The sequence below is a fragment of the Pseudonocardia parietis genome (genome assembly GCF_017876315.1).
GTDB lineage: Bacteria > Actinomycetota > Actinomycetes > Mycobacteriales > Pseudonocardiaceae > Pseudonocardia > Pseudonocardia parietis.
The window spans coordinates 177,818-197,913 of sequence record NZ_JAGINU010000001.1 but is presented as its reverse complement, the minus strand read 5'-3'; the positions used below and the strand labels follow the sequence as shown (position 1 = coordinate 197,913).

The 20,096-nt window shown below is 74.1% G+C and carries 17 protein-coding genes and 1 pseudogene; 7 read left to right on the top strand and 11 right to left on the bottom strand.

From position 1 onward, the window contains the following. Positions 1-504: 504 nt before the first annotated feature. A complete protein-coding gene (locus JOF36_RS01000; RefSeq protein ID WP_210024549.1) occupies positions 505-1,305 on the bottom strand; it encodes a DsbA family protein in 801 nt (266 codons plus the stop codon). Between the two features lie 6 nt (positions 1,306-1,311). Here JOF36_RS01000 and JOF36_RS00995 point away from each other — a divergent pair, with 6 nt between their 5' ends. Together JOF36_RS00995 and JOF36_RS38465 are read left to right on the top strand one after the other, a co-directional pair. Beyond that, a complete protein-coding gene (locus tag JOF36_RS00995; RefSeq protein WP_307862157.1) occupies positions 1,312-3,636 on the top strand; it encodes a heavy metal translocating P-type ATPase in 2,325 nt (774 codons plus the stop codon). Positions 3,637-3,808: 172 nt separating this feature from the next. Further along, entirely contained in the window at positions 3,809-4,513 is a 705-nt protein-coding gene (locus JOF36_RS38465) for a pentapeptide repeat-containing protein (RefSeq protein WP_372447441.1), read from the top strand. A 165-nt stretch (positions 4,514-4,678) separates the two neighbouring features. Here the strand turns inward: JOF36_RS38465 and JOF36_RS40650 are convergent, their stop codons facing one another. The 4 genes from JOF36_RS40650 to JOF36_RS00970 all read right to left on the bottom strand — a co-directional run bounded on the left by JOF36_RS40650 (position 4,679) and on the right by JOF36_RS00970 (position 10,871). Continuing rightward, on the bottom strand, positions 4,679-6,787 hold the full coding sequence (locus tag JOF36_RS40650) for a cytochrome c oxidase assembly protein (protein ID WP_210024548.1): 2,109 nt from the start codon (positions 6,785-6,787) through the stop codon (positions 4,679-4,681). Between the two features lie 124 nt (positions 6,788-6,911). After that, on the bottom strand, positions 6,912-8,420 hold the full coding sequence (locus JOF36_RS00980; protein WP_210024547.1) for a serine/threonine-protein kinase: 1,509 nt from the start codon (positions 8,418-8,420) through the stop codon (positions 6,912-6,914). 195 nt (positions 8,421-8,615) lie between these two features. Continuing rightward, positions 8,616-9,473: an alpha/beta fold hydrolase gene (locus tag JOF36_RS00975; RefSeq protein ID WP_210024546.1), complete on the bottom strand. Its 858-nt coding sequence runs from the start codon at positions 9,471-9,473 to the stop codon at positions 8,616-8,618. Between the two features lie 63 nt (positions 9,474-9,536). Then, positions 9,537-10,871, bottom strand: coding sequence for a geranylgeranyl reductase family protein (locus JOF36_RS00970; protein WP_210024545.1), 1,335 nt, complete (start codon positions 10,869-10,871; stop codon positions 9,537-9,539). Between the two features lie 95 nt (positions 10,872-10,966). Here JOF36_RS00970 and mntA point away from each other — a divergent pair, with 95 nt between their 5' ends. Then, the gene (gene mntA / locus JOF36_RS00965; protein WP_210024544.1) at positions 10,967-11,365 is read left to right on the top strand and encodes a type VII toxin-antitoxin system MntA family adenylyltransferase antitoxin; all 399 of its coding nucleotides are present in this window, start codon (positions 10,967-10,969) and stop codon (positions 11,363-11,365) included. Beyond that, a complete protein-coding gene (gene hepT, locus JOF36_RS00960; RefSeq protein ID WP_210024543.1) occupies positions 11,362-11,781 on the top strand; it encodes a type VII toxin-antitoxin system HepT family RNase toxin in 420 nt (139 codons plus the stop codon). The genes mntA and hepT overlap by 4 nt, the downstream gene beginning before the upstream one ends. Before the next feature lie 2 nt (positions 11,782-11,783). Here the strand turns inward: hepT and JOF36_RS00955 are convergent, their stop codons facing one another. Together JOF36_RS00955 and JOF36_RS00950 are read right to left on the bottom strand one after the other, a co-directional pair. Further along, positions 11,784-12,152 (bottom strand): PH domain-containing protein, encoded by a 369-nt coding sequence (locus JOF36_RS00955; RefSeq protein WP_210024542.1) that lies wholly within the window; start codon positions 12,150-12,152, stop codon positions 11,784-11,786. A gap of 44 nt (positions 12,153-12,196) precedes the next feature. Continuing rightward, positions 12,197-12,967 (bottom strand): nucleoside phosphorylase, encoded by a 771-nt coding sequence (locus JOF36_RS00950; RefSeq protein WP_210024541.1) that lies wholly within the window; start codon positions 12,965-12,967, stop codon positions 12,197-12,199. A gap of 293 nt (positions 12,968-13,260) precedes the next feature. Between JOF36_RS00950 and JOF36_RS00945 the strand changes: the two genes are divergently transcribed. Further along, the gene (locus JOF36_RS00945) at positions 13,261-14,424 is read left to right on the top strand and encodes an LCP family protein (RefSeq protein WP_245350598.1); all 1,164 of its coding nucleotides are present in this window, start codon (positions 13,261-13,263) and stop codon (positions 14,422-14,424) included. 10 nt (positions 14,425-14,434) lie between these two features. On the opposite strand, the gene ku is transcribed toward JOF36_RS00945, so the two are convergent. After that, complete coding sequence (gene ku, locus JOF36_RS00940) at positions 14,435-15,523, bottom strand: non-homologous end joining protein Ku (RefSeq protein ID WP_210024539.1); 1,089 nt, start codon at positions 15,521-15,523, stop codon at positions 14,435-14,437. Between the two features lie 84 nt (positions 15,524-15,607). Here ku and ligD point away from each other — a divergent pair, with 84 nt between their 5' ends. Together ligD and JOF36_RS00930 are read left to right on the top strand one after the other, a co-directional pair. After that, positions 15,608-16,549 (top strand): non-homologous end-joining DNA ligase, encoded by a 942-nt coding sequence (gene ligD / locus JOF36_RS00935; protein ID WP_210024538.1) that lies wholly within the window; start codon positions 15,608-15,610, stop codon positions 16,547-16,549. A gap of 20 nt (positions 16,550-16,569) precedes the next feature. Continuing rightward, positions 16,570-17,172 carry a putative glycolipid-binding domain-containing protein gene (locus JOF36_RS00930; protein WP_210024537.1) on the top strand — a complete coding sequence of 201 codons (603 nt, stop codon included), beginning with the start codon at positions 16,570-16,572 and terminating at the stop codon, positions 17,170-17,172. A gap of 13 nt (positions 17,173-17,185) precedes the next feature. Here the strand turns inward: JOF36_RS00930 and JOF36_RS00925 are convergent, their stop codons facing one another. The 3 genes and pseudogenes from JOF36_RS00925 to JOF36_RS40645 all read right to left on the bottom strand — a co-directional run bounded on the left by JOF36_RS00925 (position 17,186) and on the right by JOF36_RS40645 (position 20,092). Then, a complete protein-coding gene (locus JOF36_RS00925; protein WP_210024536.1) occupies positions 17,186-18,124 on the bottom strand; it encodes a prephenate dehydrogenase in 939 nt (312 codons plus the stop codon). Positions 18,125-18,275: 151 nt separating this feature from the next. Then, positions 18,276-18,854 carry an ASCH domain-containing protein gene (locus JOF36_RS00920; RefSeq protein ID WP_210024535.1) on the bottom strand — a complete coding sequence of 193 codons (579 nt, stop codon included), beginning with the start codon at positions 18,852-18,854 and terminating at the stop codon, positions 18,276-18,278. Beyond that, positions 18,851-20,092: pseudogene (locus tag JOF36_RS40645) on the bottom strand (amidase). The gene JOF36_RS00920 and the pseudogene JOF36_RS40645 overlap by 4 nt, the downstream one beginning before the upstream one ends. Positions 20,093-20,096: the final 4 nt, after the last annotated feature.

The window sequence follows — 20,096 nt, the reverse complement described above, 5'->3', positions numbered from 1 at the left end:
ACTATTTTCCCGCACCCGGCCAGTCGATTCGAAAGCCGATAGCGATGGACCCAGCAGGCGATTCGTACATAACCACGATTTCCTGGAAGCCGGCATGAAGAAGTCCTGGTTCATGTCAGCGTTGCTGGTAGCGATTCTCTCGCTCGCGGGGGTGCAGACGGCTGCCGCCCCTGGAGCGCACGCCGCAGGCCTGACCTGTGGGCGCGCATTCGTTGACTACAACGCCCCCGGCGGCGCGAGCGTCGTGCACAGCTGCGTCGGGTCGGGCACCGTCCAGTACGAGGTGACCTGTCCCACTACCAGCAATTTCATGTTCACTCATGTTTACCGTGAGCCAGGAGCAAGCATTCAACGGCCGGTGCGGTGCGACACGTTCGGTGGGGCCTGGGGAAATGTGACCTGGAAGATCGTCTAGCTTGCGCCCATTCACTCGCAGGACTGGCGAGATCTGAGGTGGCGCCCCCACATTCGTGGGTGCGCCACCTCAGTCTCAGGGGTCGGTTGTCAGCCGGCGGCGACTGCCTGCTGGATCGCCTGCGGGCTGGCCTCGACGTCCTGCCCGTTCACCTTGACGGTCGGGGTCCCGGAGACACCGGCCTGCATTGCCTGTTGGGTGACGCCTTGGCTCCACGGGGCGTACCGTTGGTCCTCGACGCACTGCGCGAAGTCGCCACCAGCGCCGGCCTGCTGGCCCAGTGCCACTAGCTGCTGATTCGGGAGGCCAGCACCGCCCTCGGTGGGCTGGTTCGCGTACAGCAGCTTTTCGAACTGCGGGAATACGTTCGCCGCCGCGGCGCAGCCGGCTGCCGCTGAGGCACGCGTCGAGAACTGAGTGCTCGACGCCCGGTCCAGGAAGGTGACCGGGTGGTAGACGACCTGAGCCTCTCCGGAGTCACGGAGCTGCTCCAGGGTGGGGCCGACCATCTCCTCGAACGTCTTGCAGTGCGGACACATGAAGTCGAGGTAGACGTCGACCGTCTTCGGTGCGGCGGTGTTGCCCGTCGGGATGCCCGCGGCTGTCGCGTTCGGGGGCACGAGCGTGCTGGAGGTGCTGTTGTTCCAGTACACCCCGAGACCGACGAGCGCGCCGAAGGCGATCACGACGATGATGCCGATGATCGTCGCCTGGGAGGGCCCCTGCTTGGAGGTGAGCGGGTTCTTCGTCGGCGCCTTCCTCTTACCGGCCATCATCGGGTCCTCCTCGGGGTGGTTGTCACGTCTCTGTTGTACTGGCCCCTTGCCTTCGGCGGCGCTCCGGGGTATCCAACGGCCGGTGCGGCGACGTTTGACCTCGTGTAGAACCATGGAGGCGTGAGCATCGACAGCGCCGCGGACCGTACCGGTACGGAGACGGACGTCCGTACGGTCGAGTTGCGTATCGACGGGATGACCTGCGCCGCCTGTGTCGGCCGCGTCGAGCGCAAGCTCGGCAAGCTCGACGGGGTCCGGGCGACCGTGAACCTGGCCACCGAGCGCGCGGTCGTCGAGTACCCGGGCGACACCCCGGTCACCGCGCTGGTCGAGACGGTGCGCAAGGCCGGCTACGGGGCCACCGAGGTGCGCGCGTCCGCCGACACCGGCGACGCGGCGACCGAGGACGACACCGCCCTGAAGCGGCTGCGGCGGCGGATGGCCGTCGCGCTCATCCTGTTCATCCCGCTGGCGGACCTCTCGCTGGCGATGTCGCTGGTCCCGACGCTGCGGTTCCCCGGCTGGCAGTGGGTCGTCGTCGCGCTGGCGCTGCCGGTCGTGGTCTGGGCGGCGTGGCCGTTCCACCGCACCGCGTTCGTGAACCTGCGCCACGGCACCACCTCGATGGACACGCTGGTCTCGCTCGGTGTGATCTCGGCGTCGGCCTGGTCACTGGGTGAGATGGCGCTGCTCGACTCCCGCTCCGCGCTCACCGGCTGGGACGCCGTGCTCCACCCCTCCGGCCCGCTCTACCTCGAGGTCGCGGCAGGCGTCACGACGTTCGTGCTGGCCGGGCGCTACTTCGAGGCCCGCGCCCGGCGTACCGCGGGCCGGGTGATGCGCTCGCTGGCCGCGCTGGAGAGCGACGAGGTGACGGTCGTCACCGACGGGACGGAACAGCGGATCCCGGTGGGACGGCTGCGGGCCGGCGACAGCTTCGTGGTGCGGCCCGGCGAGCGGATCGCCGCCGACGGCGTCGTCGAGACCGGGCGCGCGGCGGTCGACACCAGCGCGATGACCGGCGAACCGGTCCCGGTCGAGGTCGGGCCGGGGGAGAAGGTCACCGGGGGCACCATCCCGTCCGGCGGGCGGCTGGTCGTGGTCGCCGAGCAGGTCGGTGCGGACACCCGGCTGGCCCGGATGATCGCCGCCGTCGAGCGGGCGCAGATCGAGAAGTCCGCCACCCAGCGCCTCGTCGACCGGGTGTCGTCGGTGTTCGTCCCGATCGTGCTGGGCCTGGCCGTGCTCACCCTGCTCGGCTGGCTGCTCGCCGGGGCCGGGTGGGCCGGCTCGATCGGGCCCGCCATCGCCGTCGTGATCATCGCCTGCCCGTGTGCACTGGGGCTCGCGACGCCGACCGCGCTGATGGTCGCCACCGGCCGCGGCGCCGAGCTGGGCATCTTCGTGAAGGGCTACCGGGCGCTGGAGACCACCCGGGCCGCCGACGTCGTCGTGCTCGACAAGACCGGGACGCTGACGACCGGGCGGATGCGGGTCGCGGACGTCGCCGTGACCGACGGCCTCGACCCGGACCTGCTGCTCGCTCGCGCCGCCGCCGTCGAGGCCGGGTCCGAACACTCCATCGCCGAGGCGATCCGCGGCCACGCCCGCGCCACCGGGCTGACGGTGCCTCCGGTCGAGGACTTCGTGGCCCTGCCCGGCCTCGGCGCCCGCGGCACCGTCGACGGCGTCGCGGTGACGGTCGGCCGCCCGCCGGAGCACACCGGCCCGCTCACCGAGCGGATCGCGGAGTGGGAGGCAGCCGGCAACACGGTGATCGCCGTGCACGTCCGCGAGGCCGGCCACGACACCCTGGCCGGGGTGATCGCGCTGTCCGACCCGGTGAAGGAGTCCGCTCCGGTCGCGGTCGCCGAGCTGGTCGCGATGGGACTGCAGCCGGTGCTGCTCACCGGGGACCGGCCCGCCGCCGCGCACGCCGTCGCGCGGGCCTGCGGCATCACCGAGGTCGTGGCCGGGGCGCTGCCCGACGAGAAGGTCGACCACGTGCGAGCCCTGCAGGCGCAGGGGCGCACCGTCGCGATGGTGGGCGACGGCGTGAACGACGCGGCCGCGCTGGCCGCCGCGGACCTGGGCATCGCCGTCGGATCGGGTACGGACGTCGCGCTGGAGGCCGCCGACATCGTCCTGGTGCGCGACGACCTGCTGGTGCTCCCGGCCACGGTCGAGCTCGCGCGGGCCACGATGAGCACCATCCGGGGCAACCTCTGGTGGGCGTTCGGCTACAACACCGCCGCGATCCCGGTCGCGATGGCCGGGCTGCTCAACCCCCTGCTGGCCGGCGCCGCGATGGCGGTGTCGTCGTTCCTGGTGGTGACGAACAGCCTGCGGCTGCGCCGGGCGGCGAGCTGGGCGGACGGCACGCTCGGCGCGGTCCGGACATCGCAGGAGAACGACGAGGAGCAGTACGTCGAGGCTCGCGACTGACCCGTTCTCCACAGGATTGGGGATACGAACAGTCCCTTTGAAACAGGGCCGTTCGGCGTAGCGACAGGCGTGGCGTGACCACTCCGCCGGGCCCGCAGCAGGGCCACACCGCCCAGACCGTCCGCGCCGCCGAGCAGCAGTCCGCCCCGCCCGTCCCGCCCATCCCGCAGCAGTGGGCACCGGCCGGGTTCGCACCCCGGCCGATCGGCTGGGCGCCCGTCCCGCCGCCCGCGCCGCGCAACGGACTCGGCATCGCCGCGCTGTGCCTCGGCGTCGTCGGGCTGCTGTTCGGCCTGGTGCCGTTCACCGGGTTCATCGCGTTCGCGCTCGGTGCCGTCGGCGCGATCCTGGGTCTGGTCGGCTTCGCCCGGGCCCGCCGCGGGACGGCCACCAACCTGAAGACCGCCGTCTCGGGAACCGTGCTGTCCGCGCTCGCGATCGCGCTCGGCATCTGGGGCATGGTCATCGTGTTCACCGGCCTGAACCAGCTGGCCGAAGATCTGCAGACCGTCCCGACGGCGTCGGCGCCGGCCGTGGTCCCGCAGGCGGAGGCGGCTGCCCCGGCTCCGGTGGACGCGCCGACCTACGAGGCTCCCGGCTACGCGGCACCCACTTACGACGCACCGTCCTACGAGGCGCCGTCCTCCGAGATCCCCGCCGACGAGACACCCGCCTACGGGACGCCCTCGTACGGGTCGTCGAGCTACCCGCTGCCGGCCTACGAGTCGCCTGCGGCCGCCGGCCCGGTCAGCTACCGGCTGGAGGTCACCGGCACCGCCGCGAAGATGATGGTCGGCTACGGCACCAACTCGGCGTCCAGCATGTCCGGCGACTACCAGGCGCTGCCGTGGAACACGACGGTCGAGGCGTCCGGTGACTACCCGTCCGCCTACCTGTCGGCGTCCAGCTCCGGCCCCGGCTCGATCACCTGCACCATCACCGACACCACGACCGGCGACATCGTCTCGACCCGGACCTCGCAGTCGCTCGACGACAGCGAGTACGGCTCAGCGCACGTCTCCTGCTCGACCTACTGACCGGGTCAGCCGCCCTGGCGCAGCTTGGCCAGCATCTCGTTGTAGGCCTTCAGGTCCGCGTCGTCGTCCCGCTCGGCCTGCCGGTCGGTGCGGACCGCCTCCCGGGAGTCGGCCCGCGACCACTGCACCACCAGCGTCACCATCACCAGCAGCATCGGGAGCTCGCCGGTGGCCCAGGCGATCCCGCCGCCGACCTTCTGGTCGTCGAGCAGGTCCAGCCACGGCAGCCCGACCTGGGAGTAGAAGTTGTAGCCCAGCACGTCGGACGAGCTCATCACGGCGATCCCGAAGAACGCGTGGAACGGCATCGTCGCGAGCAGCACCGCCAGCCGGCCCAGGTGCGGAAGCCGGTGCGGTGCCGCGTCGACGCCGATCAGCGGCCAGAAGAACAGGTAGCCGATCAGCACGAAGTGCAGGTTCATCAGCTGGTGCGTCCAGTGGAACCGCAGCGCGACGTCGAACAGCGGGGTGAAGTACAGGATGTAGAACGAGCTCACGAACAGCACCGCGGCGAACGCCGGGTGGGTCATCACCCGCGCGACGGGCGAGTGCACGGCGGCGAGGACCCACTCCCGCGGACCCGGCTGCTGGTCGCGGCCGGCCGGGCGGAGCACCCGCAGCGCCAGCGTCACCGCGCCACCCATGGCGAGCAGGATCGGGGTGAGCATGTTCAGCGACATGTGGCTGATCATGTGGACGCTGAACATGGCCGGGGAGTAGTAGCCCAGCCCGGACGACGTCGAGAACAGCAGCGCCGCGCACCCGAGCATCCAGGCCCAGGTCCGCCCGACCGGCCAGCGGACACCGCGGCCGGCGAGGCGACGCACCCCGGCCGCGTACAGCCCGGCGAGCAGCAGCGCACCGGTGCCGAACAGGATGTTCCAGCGCCACTCGACCAGCATCGTCACCGCGGAGAACGGCTGCTCGAAGTTCCAGCCGATCAGGGTCTCGAAGGCGGTGTCGGGACGGGCCACGAAACGCGGCGGCACCAGCCGGGTCCCGGCGACGCCGAGCGCCGCGACCAGCCCACCGGCCAGCGCCAGCACCGGCAGCAGCCGCCCGGCACCGCGTGCGCCCGACCCGCTGCCCAGCGCCCGGGCGAGCAGTCCGGTACCGATGACCAGCGGTACCAGCAGCACCGCCGTACCGGCGACGGTGCGGGTGTAGGCCGACCCGGTGAGCGGGCCGGTCCAGATCGTGACGACCTGGAAGACGATCTCCCCGATCAGGTACAGCGTTCCGGCGCCGATCAGCAGTGCGCGGCCACGGCGCGCGGGAGTCCCGGACAGCGAGCCACCGTGCAGGCGGTAGGCGGCGAGCGCGGCGGCGACACCGAGGAAGACCACGCCGGCGACGGACCGGATCATGACGCCGTCACCGCTCCAGTCGTGCGCCATCCCGGTGGCCGCCGGGTGCACCGCCGAGGGGATGACGGCCGTCGCCGACGCCACCAGGCCCAGTGCGGCCGCGGCCTTCCAGCCGAGGACGAACGCCGCCCCGGCCGCGACCAGGAGCAGCAGGAACCCGGCCAGCGCCCAGCCCATCGGCTCGTCCAGGGTGGCCGCCGGGGCGAGCCAGCCGAACGGTCCGGCCCCGGCCAGGTCCCCGAGCCCGGTGCCGGTGGTCTCGGCGACCGACAGCCATCCGGCCGCGATCGCGGCTAGCCCGCCGAGCAGCGCGGCCAGCGCACCGCGGCGCAGGGCCCGGTAGCCCTGCACCCCCACGGTCCCGGACGCCTGGGGCGGGGCGACGAACCCGGCGACCAGCAGCGACCCGGCGGCCAGGGCCATCCCGGCCACGGCGGCGACCCGCGCCAGGATCCCGGCGATCCGGACGCCGTCGGCCGGGACCGGCAGGCCGCCCTGCCGCCAGAAGCCGTCGTCGCCGAGCGCGGCCGCGACGGCGACCCCGCCGCAGACCGCGACCAGCAGCACCGTCAGTGCGGTCGCGAGCGCGCGCCGGTCCCGGTGTGGTGCGGCGGTGGCCGCCGTGCCGGGAGCCGCCGTGTCCGGGGCCGTGGTGTCCGCGGCCGGGCCGTCGGTGCCGCTCGCGCCGTCGTCCACCGTGCTCTCCGGCCGCGACCGTTCCGCCGCCGGCTCCGTGCTCGCGCTCACCGGGGATCCTCCGCAGGTCGAACCGGGCGTGCCGGTCAGGTCGTGCCGGCCCGCGCTCTCCCCACGATGGTCCCCGATGGCCCGCGCCGCGCGCCGCCCCGGGTAGCGGACGCCACCTGCGCGATCAGTTCCCGCCGCCCGTGACGCTCGACCACCACTGCTGGATCGAGTTCCAGAAGCCCTGCGCGTCCTGCCCGATCTCGCCCGGGTCGGGCAGGTTCGACGGCAGCTCGGTCGGGATGTTCGACGGCCACGACGGCAGCTCCGTGGGGATGTTCGAGGGCAGCGGGATCGGGAACCCGCCTCCGCCCTCCTCGGAGGTCGTCGGCGTGGACTCGGTCGTCTCCTCGGTGGTCGTCGCCGGGGCGCTGGACTCGGTGGTCGGCGGCGCCTGGGTGTCGGACTCGTCGCTACCGCCGAAGAGCAGGAACCCGATCAGCAGCACCAGCAGCGCCACCACGAACGCGCCGATCGCGATCCACTTCCCGGCACCCGACGAGCCCAGGTCCTGCCGCCCGGGCTCCGGTTCCGGCGACGGAGCGGCCGGCGCCGGACCGGGGGCGGCGAGCATCTCGGCGATGCGCCCGGCGTCCGGACGGCGGTACGGGTCGGTCGCGGTGGCCCCGGAGATCGCCGAGCGCAGCGGGTCCGGGACGTCGCCGGGCACCACCGGCGCGCGGTGCACCCGCTCAGCGGCGCCCTGCAGCCCGTCGCCCTGGTACTCCTTCCGCCCGGTCCAGGCTTCGAGCAGCACCAGGCCGAGCGCGTAGACGTCGGTCGGCGGGCCCACGTCGCGGCCCTGGACCTGCTCCGGGGACAGGTACGCCGGCGTCCCGATGATCTCCCCGGCGGCGGTGTGGCTGTCCGCGCCCAGCAGGGCGGCGACGCCGAAGTCGGCGAGCCGGGCGCGGCCGTCGGAGTCGATGAGGATGTTGGACGGCTTCACGTCCCGGTGCGTGACACCCTGGCCGTGGACGTAGGCGAGGGTCTGCGCGACCTCGGTACCGATCCGGCGGATGTCGTCGGGCGGGAGGTCCTCGCGGGCGATGACATCTTTCAGCGTGGGGCCGTCGACCAGCTCCATCACCAGGTAGGCGCGGCCCGGCTCGACGGCGAAGTCGTGCACCGCGACCAGGCCGGGATGGCGCAGGTTCGCCATGACCTGCGCCTCCTGCTCGAAGCGCTGGTCGGCCGTCGGGTCGTTGCCCGGCCCGAAGATCTTGACCGCGACCGGCCGGTTGAGCCGGGTGTCGGTGGCGCGGTGGACGTCGGCCATCCCGCCCTGGCCGATCAGACCCTCCAGCCGGTAGCGGCCGCCGAGCGACTCCGGCTCGGTGACCGGCGCCGGCATCATCCGGGTGGCGTCCGGGCGCTGCGGGCGCGGTGCGCCGTACGCGGCGGTCGGCGCAGGTCCCATGTGGCGGGTCGCGTCATCGCCCGGCCCCGTCCGGCGGGTGCTCCCCGGCGGCGGGCCACCGGGCTGCGCTCCCCGCGGTGGCGCGCCGGGAGGCGGACCGGCGTGCCGGGTGGCGTCGTCGCCCGGGCCTGTGGGACCGCCCCGGCGGCGGTTCCCGGTCTGCCAGGCCCCGGGCCCCGCCTGGCGGGTGCGGTCCGGATCGTCCCCGCGCTGCACGGGCCCTCCCGGTGGTCGGTGTCGCGGCCCGGTCCACACCCGCGGACCAGCGGCCGTCCGCCTGGTGGCGGAAAGGTCGGCCGACGGTACCGCCACGCCGGCCACACACCGGCTCTCGGCGCGCGGACCACCGGGTGATCACCCGTTGAGGAGTGCGCCGTACGCGAGGCGAACGCCGCACTCCACAACCGTCGATCACCCGGTGACGATCCGGTGCAGGAGGTCGGCGATCGGCTCCGGATGGACCTGCACGCCGATGTGGGACGCGTCGAGCTCGTGCACGACGAACGGGTTGTCCGGGGTGAGGGCGTCGGCCTCGGCGATGTAGCGGTCCTGCAGGGTCGCCGGAAGCGCCCGGTCCGCGGGGAGCCGCACGTAGTGGCGCGGGATCCGGCCCCAGGTGTCCGGGTTCGCGCGGGCCAGGTCGTCGTCGATCACGATCGACTCGTCCGGGTCCTGGACGTGCAGGTAGGTGAGCAGCTCGTCGCGGGTGCCGTCGGCGAGCAGCGCCTCCTGCAGCGTGTCGAGCAGCTCGGGATCCGCGGTACGCCAGTTGAACCGCAGCGCGCCGACCGCAGCCGGGTCGGCGACGATCAGGCCCGCGGTCCGGTGCAGCAGGCTGGTCGCGTTCTCCGGGCTCGCGTGGTACTCACCGGCCCCGGTCGTGATCGGGCACTGTGCCGAGATGTAGACGAGCCGGTCCACCAGATCGGGATGCGCGTTGGCGACGGCGTTGAGGGTGATCCCACCCCGGCTGACCCCGGCCAGCACCACCGGGCCGTGCTCCTTCGCCCGCCGCAGCACGGCCGCGACCGACGCGACGTCGTCGGCGGTCCCGATGCCGGCGATCCCGCTCGGCTCGGAGGCGAGCAGCTCGGCGTCCTGGGCGCCGAGGTAGCCGCGCGGGATGCGGGCGCCGAAGCCGTGCCCCGGCAGGTCGACGGGCAGCGCGCGCACCCCGCGTAGTGCGAGCTCACGGACCACGGGGCCCCACGACGCGGAGTTGCACGCTGCGCCGTGCACCAGGACGACGGTGGGTTCATCGGTACTCACGGCGCGATCCTGCCGGGCCGCGCACCCCGGCCGCACCCGGATTCCGGAGCCCGGTGACGCGGGTCAGCCCACCTGGGCGGGGACCCGTCGCAGGTCGGCGGCGGGGAAGGGCGGCCGGTCGTCGAGGCGCACCGACAGCTTCCCGGCGGCCCGCCAGGCGCGCGCGGTGAGGTCGCGGTCCTCGTCGGTGACGAGGTTGCCCATCACCCGCAGCGCGACCGTCATCAGCGCCCGCGACCGCATCCCCACCGGGCCGGCCAGCGGCAGCAGGCGCGGGATCGTGATCAGCCCGGCGAGCCGGCGGGCGATCGAGAACGCCGTGCCGTAGTGCGAGCGCAGGGTCGCCGGCCAGGCCCGGTCCAGGTCCGCTCCGGCGGCGAGCAGCTCGGCCACCAGCCGTCCGGTCTCCAGGCCGTAGTCGATGCCCTCGCCGTTGAGCGGGTTCACGCAGCCGGCCGAGTCGCCGATCAGGGCCCAGTTCGGCCCGGCGACACCGGAGACGGCCCCGCCCATCGGCAGCAGCGCCGAGCGCACGTGCTCGACCTTGCCGCCGAGCTGCCAGTCGTCGCGGCGGCCGTTCGCGTAGTGCTCGATCAGGCCGCGCAGCTTGATGTTCGCCGGACGCCGGTCGGTCGCCAGGGTGCCGACGCCGATGTTCACCCGGCCGTCGTTCAGCGGGAAGAGCCAGCCGTAGCCGGCCAGCACCTCGTCGGACTCGCCGCGCAGCTCCAGGTGCGAGCTGATCCACGGGTCGTCGTGCCGGCCGGAGCTGATGTAGCCGCGGGCGGCGACGCCGTACGCGGTGTCCTGGTGCCACTCGCGGCCGAGCACCCGGCCCAGCGTCGAACGGGCACCGTCCGCGACGACCAGGCGCCGGCAGCGCACCGAGCGGCCGTCGGCGAACACCACCGACTCGACCCGACCGCCGGAGAACACGACGTCGACCGCCTTCGCGCCCTCCAGCGGTGTCACCCCGGAGTCGAGCGCCGCCTGCCGGATCCCGGCGTCCAGCTCGGTGCGCGGGATCGCCGATCCGTGCGCCGGCAGCGATCCGCCCGGCCACGGCAGCTCCAGCACCTGACCGAACCCGTGCGCGCGCAGGCCGTGGTTGGTGCCGTGTCCGTCGACCCACGCGCCGAGGCCGAGCCGGGTGAGCTCGGCGATCGCCCGCGGCGTCAGCCCGTCGCCGCACGCCTTGTCCCGGGGAAACGTGGCGGAGTCGGCGAGCACCACGTCCATGCCGTGCCGGGCGGCCCAGGCGGCGGCCGCGGCCCCGGCCGGTCCCGCCCCGACGACCAGGACGTCCGTGCTCTCCGGCCCGGCCGGGGTGGGGCTCTCCGGCCCGGCGGGGGGCGCATCCGAGTCGGGGGTGCTCGGCGACGACGCGGAGGTGGTCATGGGGCCAGTGTCGCAACCCGGCCCCGGGCGCCGCCGCCGAGCGTGCTCCCGGTCACGGCCGGTCCCGGCTTCCACGGATGACTACGGTGGGGGTCGTGAACGGTCCGGACGTCCTCGACACGGCACGACTCGACGCCGTGCGCGCCGTCGCAGCCCGGGCCGAAGGGCTGGAACTCCTGCTGCTGCACGGCTCCCGGAGCCGCGGAACGGCACATCCGGGATCGGACTGGGACCTCGGCTACCTGGGCGACATCGATCCCGCGGAACTCCTCGACGCCGTCGCAAGTGCACTGGGGACCGACGACGTCGATCTCGTCGACCTCGCCCGGGCCGGGGCCCTGCTCCGGTTCGAAGCCGCCCGGGACGGTGTCCTCCTCTACGGGGCGGACGAGGTCCACCTGCGTTACGTCCTCGACGCGACGATGTTCTGGTGCGATGCCGGCCCCGTCATCCGCCGGGCGCAGGACGAGGTGCTCGCGGAGCTCGGCCGGTGACCCGCGCGATCCGTCCCGAGCTGCTCGCCGAGCGGGCGGCGACCGTCCGGCGACACCTGGACCGGGTCCGTGACCGGCTCCCGCCCGACCCGTCCGGGCTCGCGCCGATGACCGACGCCACGGACGCGGTCGTCCTGCATCTCTGGCAGGCGATCCAGGTGGTCGTCGACACCGCGGTGTCGTCCTGTGTCGCTCTGGGCCTCGGCTCGCCCCCGACCTACGGCGACGCGTTCCGGGTGCTCGGCCGGCACGGCTTCGTGGAGCCCGTTCTCGCGGACCGGCTCGCCCGGGCCGCCGCATTCCGCAACCTGATCGTCCACGCCTACGGGGACCTGGACCTTCGCCGGGTACACACGATCGCCTCCGAGGGACCTGCCGACCTGCTCGCCTTCCTTGCCGCCCTGCGGGACGTCTGAGCTCAGGGCCGGGTGAGGTGCCCGAGGATGACGTCGTGGGCGAGCTTCGCCTTGTCGTCGCCCCGGAACTCCACCTCGTAGGTGTGCGAGCCGACCGTCACCGCGATCTTGCTCGAGCTCGCGAACCGGCCCAGCATGTTGCGGTCCGCGACGAACGAGACGGTGCCGATCCGGGAGTACGGGATCGAGGTGATCGCCGTCTTCTTCCCGGCGAACGAGTTGTCCTGCAGCACCACCCGCAGATCGGTCAGGCCGAGGAACCCGGTGCCCGCGCCGACCGCGTCGAGCACCGCGACGACCCGCTCGCCGTCCAGCAGGCCTGCGGCGACCTTGTCCAGCTGGTCGCGCTTGTCGAAGACGGGTTCGTTCACACCGGCCATTGTCGTTCCCGGGGCCGGCAGCCGGCGGGCGCCCCTCAGCCCCGCGCCCACTGCTCGGCGGCGGCCAGCGCCAGGCCGTACAGGCCTGCCCGAGCCTCCCGCGCCGTCGTCCAGCCGCGGTGCTCCCACTCCGGCCCGGCCAGGGAGTCCGCGGCCAGGAACACCTGGCCGTACCGGATCCCGAGCCGCCGGGCGACCGCGACCAGCGCGGAGGCCTCCATGTCGACGACCGCGCAGCCCTCCTCCCGGCGCCGCGCGACCCGTTGCGGGGTCTCCCGGTAGACGGCGTCGGTGGTCCAGCTGCGCCCGACCACCCAGGGGATCGCGGCACCGGTCAGCACCCGTTCGAGCACCTCGATCCCGCCGGGATCGGCGTCGAGCGTGCGCGACGGCGGCTGGTAGTGGAACGACGTCCCCTCGTCACGCAGCGCGCTGCCGAGGATCACCGCGTGCCCGACCGTCAGCTCGGGCAGCAGGGCTCCGGCCCCGCCGACCCCGACGACCGTCCGGACCCCCATCGCCACCAGGTTCTCCAGGAACATCGCCGCGAGCGGCGCCCCGATCCCCGGGTGGACGACGGCGACCGGCCGCCCGTCCGGACCGTGGGTGCACCACACCGGGGTCCGGCCCAGCTCGGTGCGCAGCACGGACAGCGCACGGGCGCCGACGGCGTCGACGACCTCGGGGAACCAGCAGAGGACGGCCGTGTCCGGCATGTCCGGCGGCCGGCACACGATCGCCGCGGCCCGGAGCACGCCGTCGGCGTCCAGGTCGTCCTCGAGCAGCGGCAGGGAGGGGACGTCCATCGGGAGATCCTGCCCGGGCCGTTCACCGGTGGCGGGACGACCCCGGGAGTGCGCCGTTCGCACGGGACCCGCCGCTTGCGTACCGCACGGCAGTATCGTCGGGAGCCGGTCCCGCACCCCGAGGGGCCGATCGGGACGGTGGAGCAGGTATGGCCGGAGACTTCCGCGGCCCGCCCCCGCGCGGTGGTCCGCCTCCGCCGGGCGGGCGGCCGCCGAGGCGTGGCGGCAGCCCGGGCTGGGCGAACCAGCCTCCGCAGCGCCCCGGCCCGCTCCCGGGGCGGGGCGGCCGTCCGATGCCGCCGCCCTCACCTCCACAGCAGCCCCCGCCGTCGCGCGGGCGCGGCCCGCTGCGCAAGCCCCCGCCCCGTGCCCCCGGCGGTCCGCCGCCGGCCGCCCCGCCCACCCGCGCCGGAACCCGGGCGCGCCCGGCCGCCGGCGCCGGCGCCCCTCCGCCGGGGCATCCCGCGTCCCAGGCCCCGCGGGACGGCCGGATCACCAAAGGTCCGACCCTTCCGGACTGGCGACGGCTGCGCGGGTCGATGCGCGGCCGGTGGAAGGCCGTCGCGATCGTGCTGCTGGTCGCGATCCTCGGGTTCGGCGTCTACCTCGACCAGAACATGACCCGGGTGGAGGCGCTGCCCGCGAACTCCGAGGCGACGTCGTCCGGCACGAACTACCTGATCGTCGGCTCGGACAGCCGCGACGGTCTGTCCGAGGAGGACGGTGAGCGGCTCGCCACCGGCGAGGCGGCCGGGCAGCGCACCGACACGATCATGTTGTTGCACACCGGGAGCTCGGGCAGCGTGCTGGTCTCGATCCCGCGCGACTCCTTCGTCCCGATTCCCGGCCACGGCAGCAGTAAGATCAACTCGGCGTTCGCGATCGGTGGCCCGCAGCTGCTGACCGAGACGGTCGAGGGCGCCACCGGCTTGAAGATCGACCACTACGTCGAGGTGGGCTTCGGCGGGTTCGTCGGTGCCGTCGACGCGGTCGGCGGCGTAGACATGTGCGTCGAGGAGGCCATCGACGACCCGCTGGCCGGGCTCGACATCCAGGCCGGCTGCCAGGAGCTCGACGGTGCGACCGCGCTCGGCTACGTCCGTACCCGCGCCACGCCCGGCTCGGACTTCGACCGGGTGCAGCGCCAGCGCGAGTTCCTCTCCGCCCTGCTCGGCAAGGCGACCAGCCCGCTCACATTGATCAATCCGTTCCGGATGGTGCCGCTCGCGTCGGCCGTCACCGACACGATCACCGTCGACGAGGGCGACCACCTCTGGAACATCGCCGGCCTCGCCTGGGGGATGAAGGGCGTCTCCGGCGGCGACGGAGTCCAGACGACGGTGCCGATCGGCGGCTCGAGCGGGTCGAGCCTGCGGTGGGACCGCGGCCGGGCGCAGGAACTGTTCGGCGCGCTGCAGCAGGACCAGGCGCCGCCGGCGTCGAGCTTCGGGCCCTGACCCAGGCGGGTCAGGCGGTCTTCTTCGACGACCGCCGCCGGGTGCCGGTCGCGGACTTCGTCCCGCCGCCCTCGGTGCCGGTCGCCGCGGTCTCCTTCTCCTCGGTGGCCTTCGTCGAGCGCGACCGGCTCGACGCAGTCTTGCGGGTGGTACCGGAGGAGCCCGACGACGAGCTGCTCCGCGACGAGCCCGCCTTCGGCTCCGCTTGGGACCCCGTCTGTGAGCCTGCCTTCGAACCCGCCTTCGAGCCCGACGATCGGGAGGAGCCCGAGCCGGAGTCCGCTTCGGCCTTGCCGCCGGACCCGCCGGACCCACCGGACGACCGGGCGGCGTCCACACTGGCCTGCAACGCCGAGAGCAGGTCGCTCATCGAGTCGGCGCCGTCGTCGGCCTTCTCCGCGGCCGGGGCGGGCCGGGCGTCGCCGTGGGTCTTCTTCGCCTCGATCAGGTCGACCATCGCGTCGCGGTACTCGTCGTGGAACTCGGCCGGGTCGAAGTCCGCCCCCATGCTCTCGACCAGCGACGACGCCATCTGCAGTTCCTGCGGCCGCAGCTCGACGTCGGTGTCGAGGATGTCGAACTCCGGCTCGCGCACCTCGTCCGGCCAGATCAGGGTCTGCAGGACGATCGCCTTCCCCCGGATCCGCAGCAGGGCCATGGTCTCGCGCTGGCGCAGCGCCACCTTCACCACGGCCGTCCGGTCGGTCTCGTTCAGCGCCTCGCGCAGCAGCGCGTAGGGCTTCGCGGCCTTGGTCTCCGGCTCGAGGTAGTAGCTCTTGTCGAACAGCATCGGGTCGATCTGGTCGTTCGGCACGAACTCGACGACGTCGATCTCGTGCCCGGTCGACACGGGCAGCGATGCGAGATCGTTCTCGTCGAGGGTGATCAGCTCGCCCTCCGGGGTCTCGAAGCCCTTGACGATGTCGGCGTAGGTGACCTCCTCGCCGCACACCTCGCAGGTCCGCTTGTACCGGATCCGGCCGCCGTCCTCGCCGTGCACCTGGTGGAACCGGACGTCGTGGTTGGATGTCGCCGAGTAGACCTTGATCGGGACGCTGACCAGCCCGAACGACACGGCCCCGCTCCAGATCGCGCGCATATGGCGTTCCCCCTCCGCCGTCCGGCCGGGCCACGTCGGGTGGCGCGCCGGACGTTCGGTGACAAGCATGACGGTGTGTTGCCCATGCTCGCCACCCCCGGACCGCTCCCGACCGGCGCCGGCTGGTCGTACGAGGTCAAGTGGGACGGCATGCGCGTGCTCGCGTCGGTCACCGACGGTGACGGCGGCCGAGCATTGACCTTGCGTACCCGCTCGGGCCGCGACGTCACACCGAACTTCGGTGAGCTCGCCGATCTGATGACGCTCGCCCCGGACGTCCTGCTCGACGGTGAGGTCGTGCTGCTCGACGCCGGCGTGCCCAGCTTCGCCGCGCTCGCGCACCGGATGCAGGGCGTGGTGAGCGCGGCCGCCGCCGCGAGCCGGCCGGTCACGTTCATGGTGTTCGACGTGCTGCGTCTCTACGGGGTGTCGCTGCTGGACCGGCCGCTCGCCGAGCGCCGGGCGACCCTGGAGCGGCTCGACCTGTCCGGGCTCGCCCACGTGGAGACGTCCCCGCTGTACCCGGACGGCGCGGCACTGCTCGCCGTCACCGCGCAGCGCGGCCTGGAGGGGGTCGTCGCGAAGCGGGAGACCTCGCGCTACCGGCCGGGGCGGCGGAGCCCGGACTGGGTCAAGGTCGCGCACCGGCACTCGCAGAGCTGCCTGGTCGGCGGGTGGCGCCCGGAGAAGGGGGCGGCGGGCGGACGACCGCGGATCGGGGCGCTGCTGCTCGGCGTCCCCGGCCCGGACGGGCTGGAGTTCGCGGGCCGCGCCGGGTCCGGGCTCGGCGGGACGGCGATGCAGCAGGTGCTCACCGGGCGGCTCGGACCGCTGGCGGCCCCGGCGTCGCCGTTCGCCACGGCGATCCCGCGGGTGGACGCGGCCGGGGCGCAGTGGTGCGTCCCGTCGGCCGTCGTGGAGGTGGCGCACCTCGGCTGGACGGCGGCCGGCCGGCTGCGCCAGCCCGTGATCCGCGGGATGCGCGACGATGTCGACCCCGCCGAGGTACGGCGGGAACCAGGTTGATGACACGAACGGAGGTGCGTATGGCGGTCATGCTGAGCTGGCGCTCCGACCCGGAGACCGACGGCGCGACCGGTCTCGAGTCCGCCCGGATCACGACGTCCGGTGGCGGGTTCCGCGCCGTCGGCCGGATGATCCGCGGTAGCGCGGACGGGGTGCTCACCGCGTCCTACCGGCTGGTGGTGGCCGCGGACGGCACGCTGTCCCGGCTGGCGGTCGACGTGGCGACCGCGGCCGGTGAGCACCAGGTGACGATCAGTCGCAGCACCGACGGCGTCTGGCTGGTCGACGACGGTTCGGGCGGCACCCGCGGCGACTTCCACGGCGCGTGCGACGTCGACCTGGCCTTCAGCCCGGTGTTCAACGCGTTGCCGGTGCGCCGCCTCGGGCTGCACCGCGACCCGGCCGAGCACGTGCTGCCGATGGTGTTCGTCGATCTCCCGACGCTGTCCGTGGAGGCCACCGAGCAGACCTACCGCACGGTGGCGGCCGGCACCGACACCGAACCCGCGATCGTCGGGTTCGCGGCGGGCGAGTTCGCCGCGGACGTCACCGTCGACCCCGACGGGTTCGTGCTCGACTATCCGGGCATCGCCTCGCGGGCCGGGCTGGACCGAGGTCACTGACGCCTCGGTGGCCTCAGGCCTTGCCGACGACGTCGCCGCGGCGGCCCAGTTCCCGCAGCTCGGCGAGGACGTTCTCGCCGTCGAGCGCGACCGGCAGCTCCAGCGGCTCGCGGGTGGAGGCCCAGCGCATCCGTGCCTCGTGCCCGGCCCGCACCGTGGCGGCGAGCCCGCCGGTGGACGCCAGGGCCCCGCGCATCGCGCCGAGCCGGCCCAGCGCGTCGTCCACCGCGGCCAGCAGCGACGCCCGGTTGCCCTCACACATCGCGAGCACCAGCTCCGGGCGGGTCCCGGCGACCCGGGTGCCGTCGGCGAACGAGCCCGCGGACAGCGCCAGGGCGAGGTCGTCGCCCTGCTCGCCCGCTCCCACCGAGGCGAGCACGGCGGCGAACAGGTGCGGTAGGTGCGAGATCCGGGCGACGGCGATGTCGTGCTCGTCGATCGCGGCGGGGACGACTCGGGCACCGCACGCCCAGGCCAGCTCGGCGACGTCGCGCCAGACGTCGAGGTCCAGGCCGTCGTCGGCGGCGACCACCCACGCGGCCTCGTTGAAGAGATCGGCGTCGCCTGCCGCCCAGCCGGACTCGGTGGTGCCGGCCATCGGGTGCCCGCCGACGTAGCGGGCGCGCGGGGCGAACTCGGCGACGGCGTCGGCGACCGCGACCTTCACGCTCACCGCGTCGGTCAGCCGGCACGTCGGGGCGACGGCGTCGACCCGGCGCAGCACCGGTTCCAGTGCGGTGAGGGGTACGGCGACGACCACCAGCGCGTCTGCCTCCGCGGCCCGGGTCAGCGCGGCGTCGGTGTCGGTGCCGACGTCGAACCCGTCGGCGACGGCGGCGGCCGCGGTGGCCTCGGACGCGGCGGTGCCCCACACCTCACGACCCGCGCGTGCGGCTGCCCGCATCAGCGATCCGCCGATCAGCCCGGTCCCCAGCACGCACACCGCTCGCATGCCCCGAAGGGTAGGGAACGGCTGCCGGCGCCCCGCCCGCGGCCGCCGTGCCGTCCGGATCCGGCTCCGTCGACCAGACCCGACGCCGGGTGATCATCCGATCAGTGCCGATCGGTGCCACTGCCGGCACCGATCAGTACTCAACGGACGATCACCCGGCAGGTTCGTCCTCGCCGGCGAGAAATGCCGCGCCGCGTGGCGAGATCCGGTAGCCCGTCTCCAGGCTCTCCGTGAGCCCCAGGTTCTTGAGTTTGCGGACGTCCAGTTTGAACGGGTCGCGTTCCCGCCCTGCCCGGTCCGCGAGGTCCGCTGCGCGTTCGCCGGGGTGGTCGGCGACCAGCCGCAGCGTCTCGCGGGTCCACGCCCCGTGGCGCGACGCGCGATCGAGCCGGTCCAGCCGTGCGGCGATCCCTGCCAGGTCGTCGACGGACTCCCGCAGCCGCTCCCGCGGGTCGGCGCCCACCGCCCGGAGCCGGATGCGGAACACCGGGTCGATTGCGACCCCCCGCAACGACCGGCGCACCTCGACGGCCGAGGTCGAACCGGCCGCCCGGGCATCGTCGTCGGAGATCGCGTCCGGGCGGATCTCCTCGACCGCGACGATCTCGACCACCCCGGCGGCGGTGCGCAGCGTCGACCCTGCGCGCACCCGGGAGCGTGCCCACCGCCGGTAGACCCGGTCGACGTCGCCGGAGAACACCCCGCGGGCCACCGCGACCGGGAGGATCACCGCAGCGCTCCTTCGAGTGCACGGGCCAGGCCCAGCAGCACATCCTCGCCCACGGTGACGCCGACCAGCTGGATCCCCGCGGGCAGACCGGGCACCGGCACCGGCAGCGCCACCACCGGCAGGTCGGTGAGGTTGAACGGCGAGGTCGGTTCCAGCAACGACGGCCGGACCCCGATCCCGTCCACCTCGGACGTCCCGATCGGGGTGGCCCGCAGCCGCGTCGTCGGGCACAGGAGCACGTCGCAGCCGAGGTGCCCGAGCAGGGCGGAGGTGAGCCGGGACCGGGTGCGCTGCGCGTCGACGTAGACGTGCGCGGGCGTGTCGGTGTGCGCGGCCAGCCGTTCCGCGGTCGCCGGCTGGTACTCGTCGCGCCGCGTGGCGAACCACTCCCGGTGCGTCGCGTACGCCTCGGCGCCGGTGATCACCGGGTAGGTCGCGGCCAGCTCCGCGATCCCCGGGGTGTCCTGTTCGGTCACCGGCACGCCGAGCCCGGCCAGCGCCCGGGCGGCGGACCGCACGGCGTCGCCGATCACCGGGTCGTGCGGCCGCCACCAGTCCCCGGTCGCCACCCCGACCCGCGGTACCGACGCGGCGCCGAAATCGACCGCGGCACCGGCCCGGCGGGCGGTGCCCCCGAGCGCCGCCCGGGCCACGGCCAGCGACGCCGCGTCGGTCGCGAGCAGACCGATCGTGTCGAACGACTAGGCGAGCGGGAACACCCCGCCGCCCGGGAGCGCTCCGCGCCGCGGCTTGAGCCCGGCCACCCCGCACAGCGCAGCGGGCGTGCGGATGCTCGCTCCCGTGTCGGTGCCCAGGGCCAGTGGCAGGTGCCCGGCCGCGACGGCCGCGGCCGATCCGGACGACGACCCGCCCGTGACCCGGGTGAGGTCGTGCGGGTTGCGGGCCGGGCCGGTCGCGGCGACGTCACCGACCGGGCCGTAGGCGAACTCGTGGGTGTGCAGCTTCCCGACGACGACCGCGCCTGCCGCCCGCAGCATCGCCACGACCGGGGCGTCCGCGGCGGCCGGTGGTGCGTCCGCCAGCAGCCTCGAGCCGCACCGGGTCGGCAGGCCCGCGACGTCGATCAGGTCCTTGATCCCGACGGCGACCCCGTGCAGCGGGCCGACCCGCTCGCCACGGGCGGAGCGGGCGGTCAGCTCCGCCGCGCGGGACCGGGCCCGGTCGGCGTCCAGGGTGACCACGCAGTTGGTGGTGTCGGCGTCGAGCCGGGCCAGCACGTCG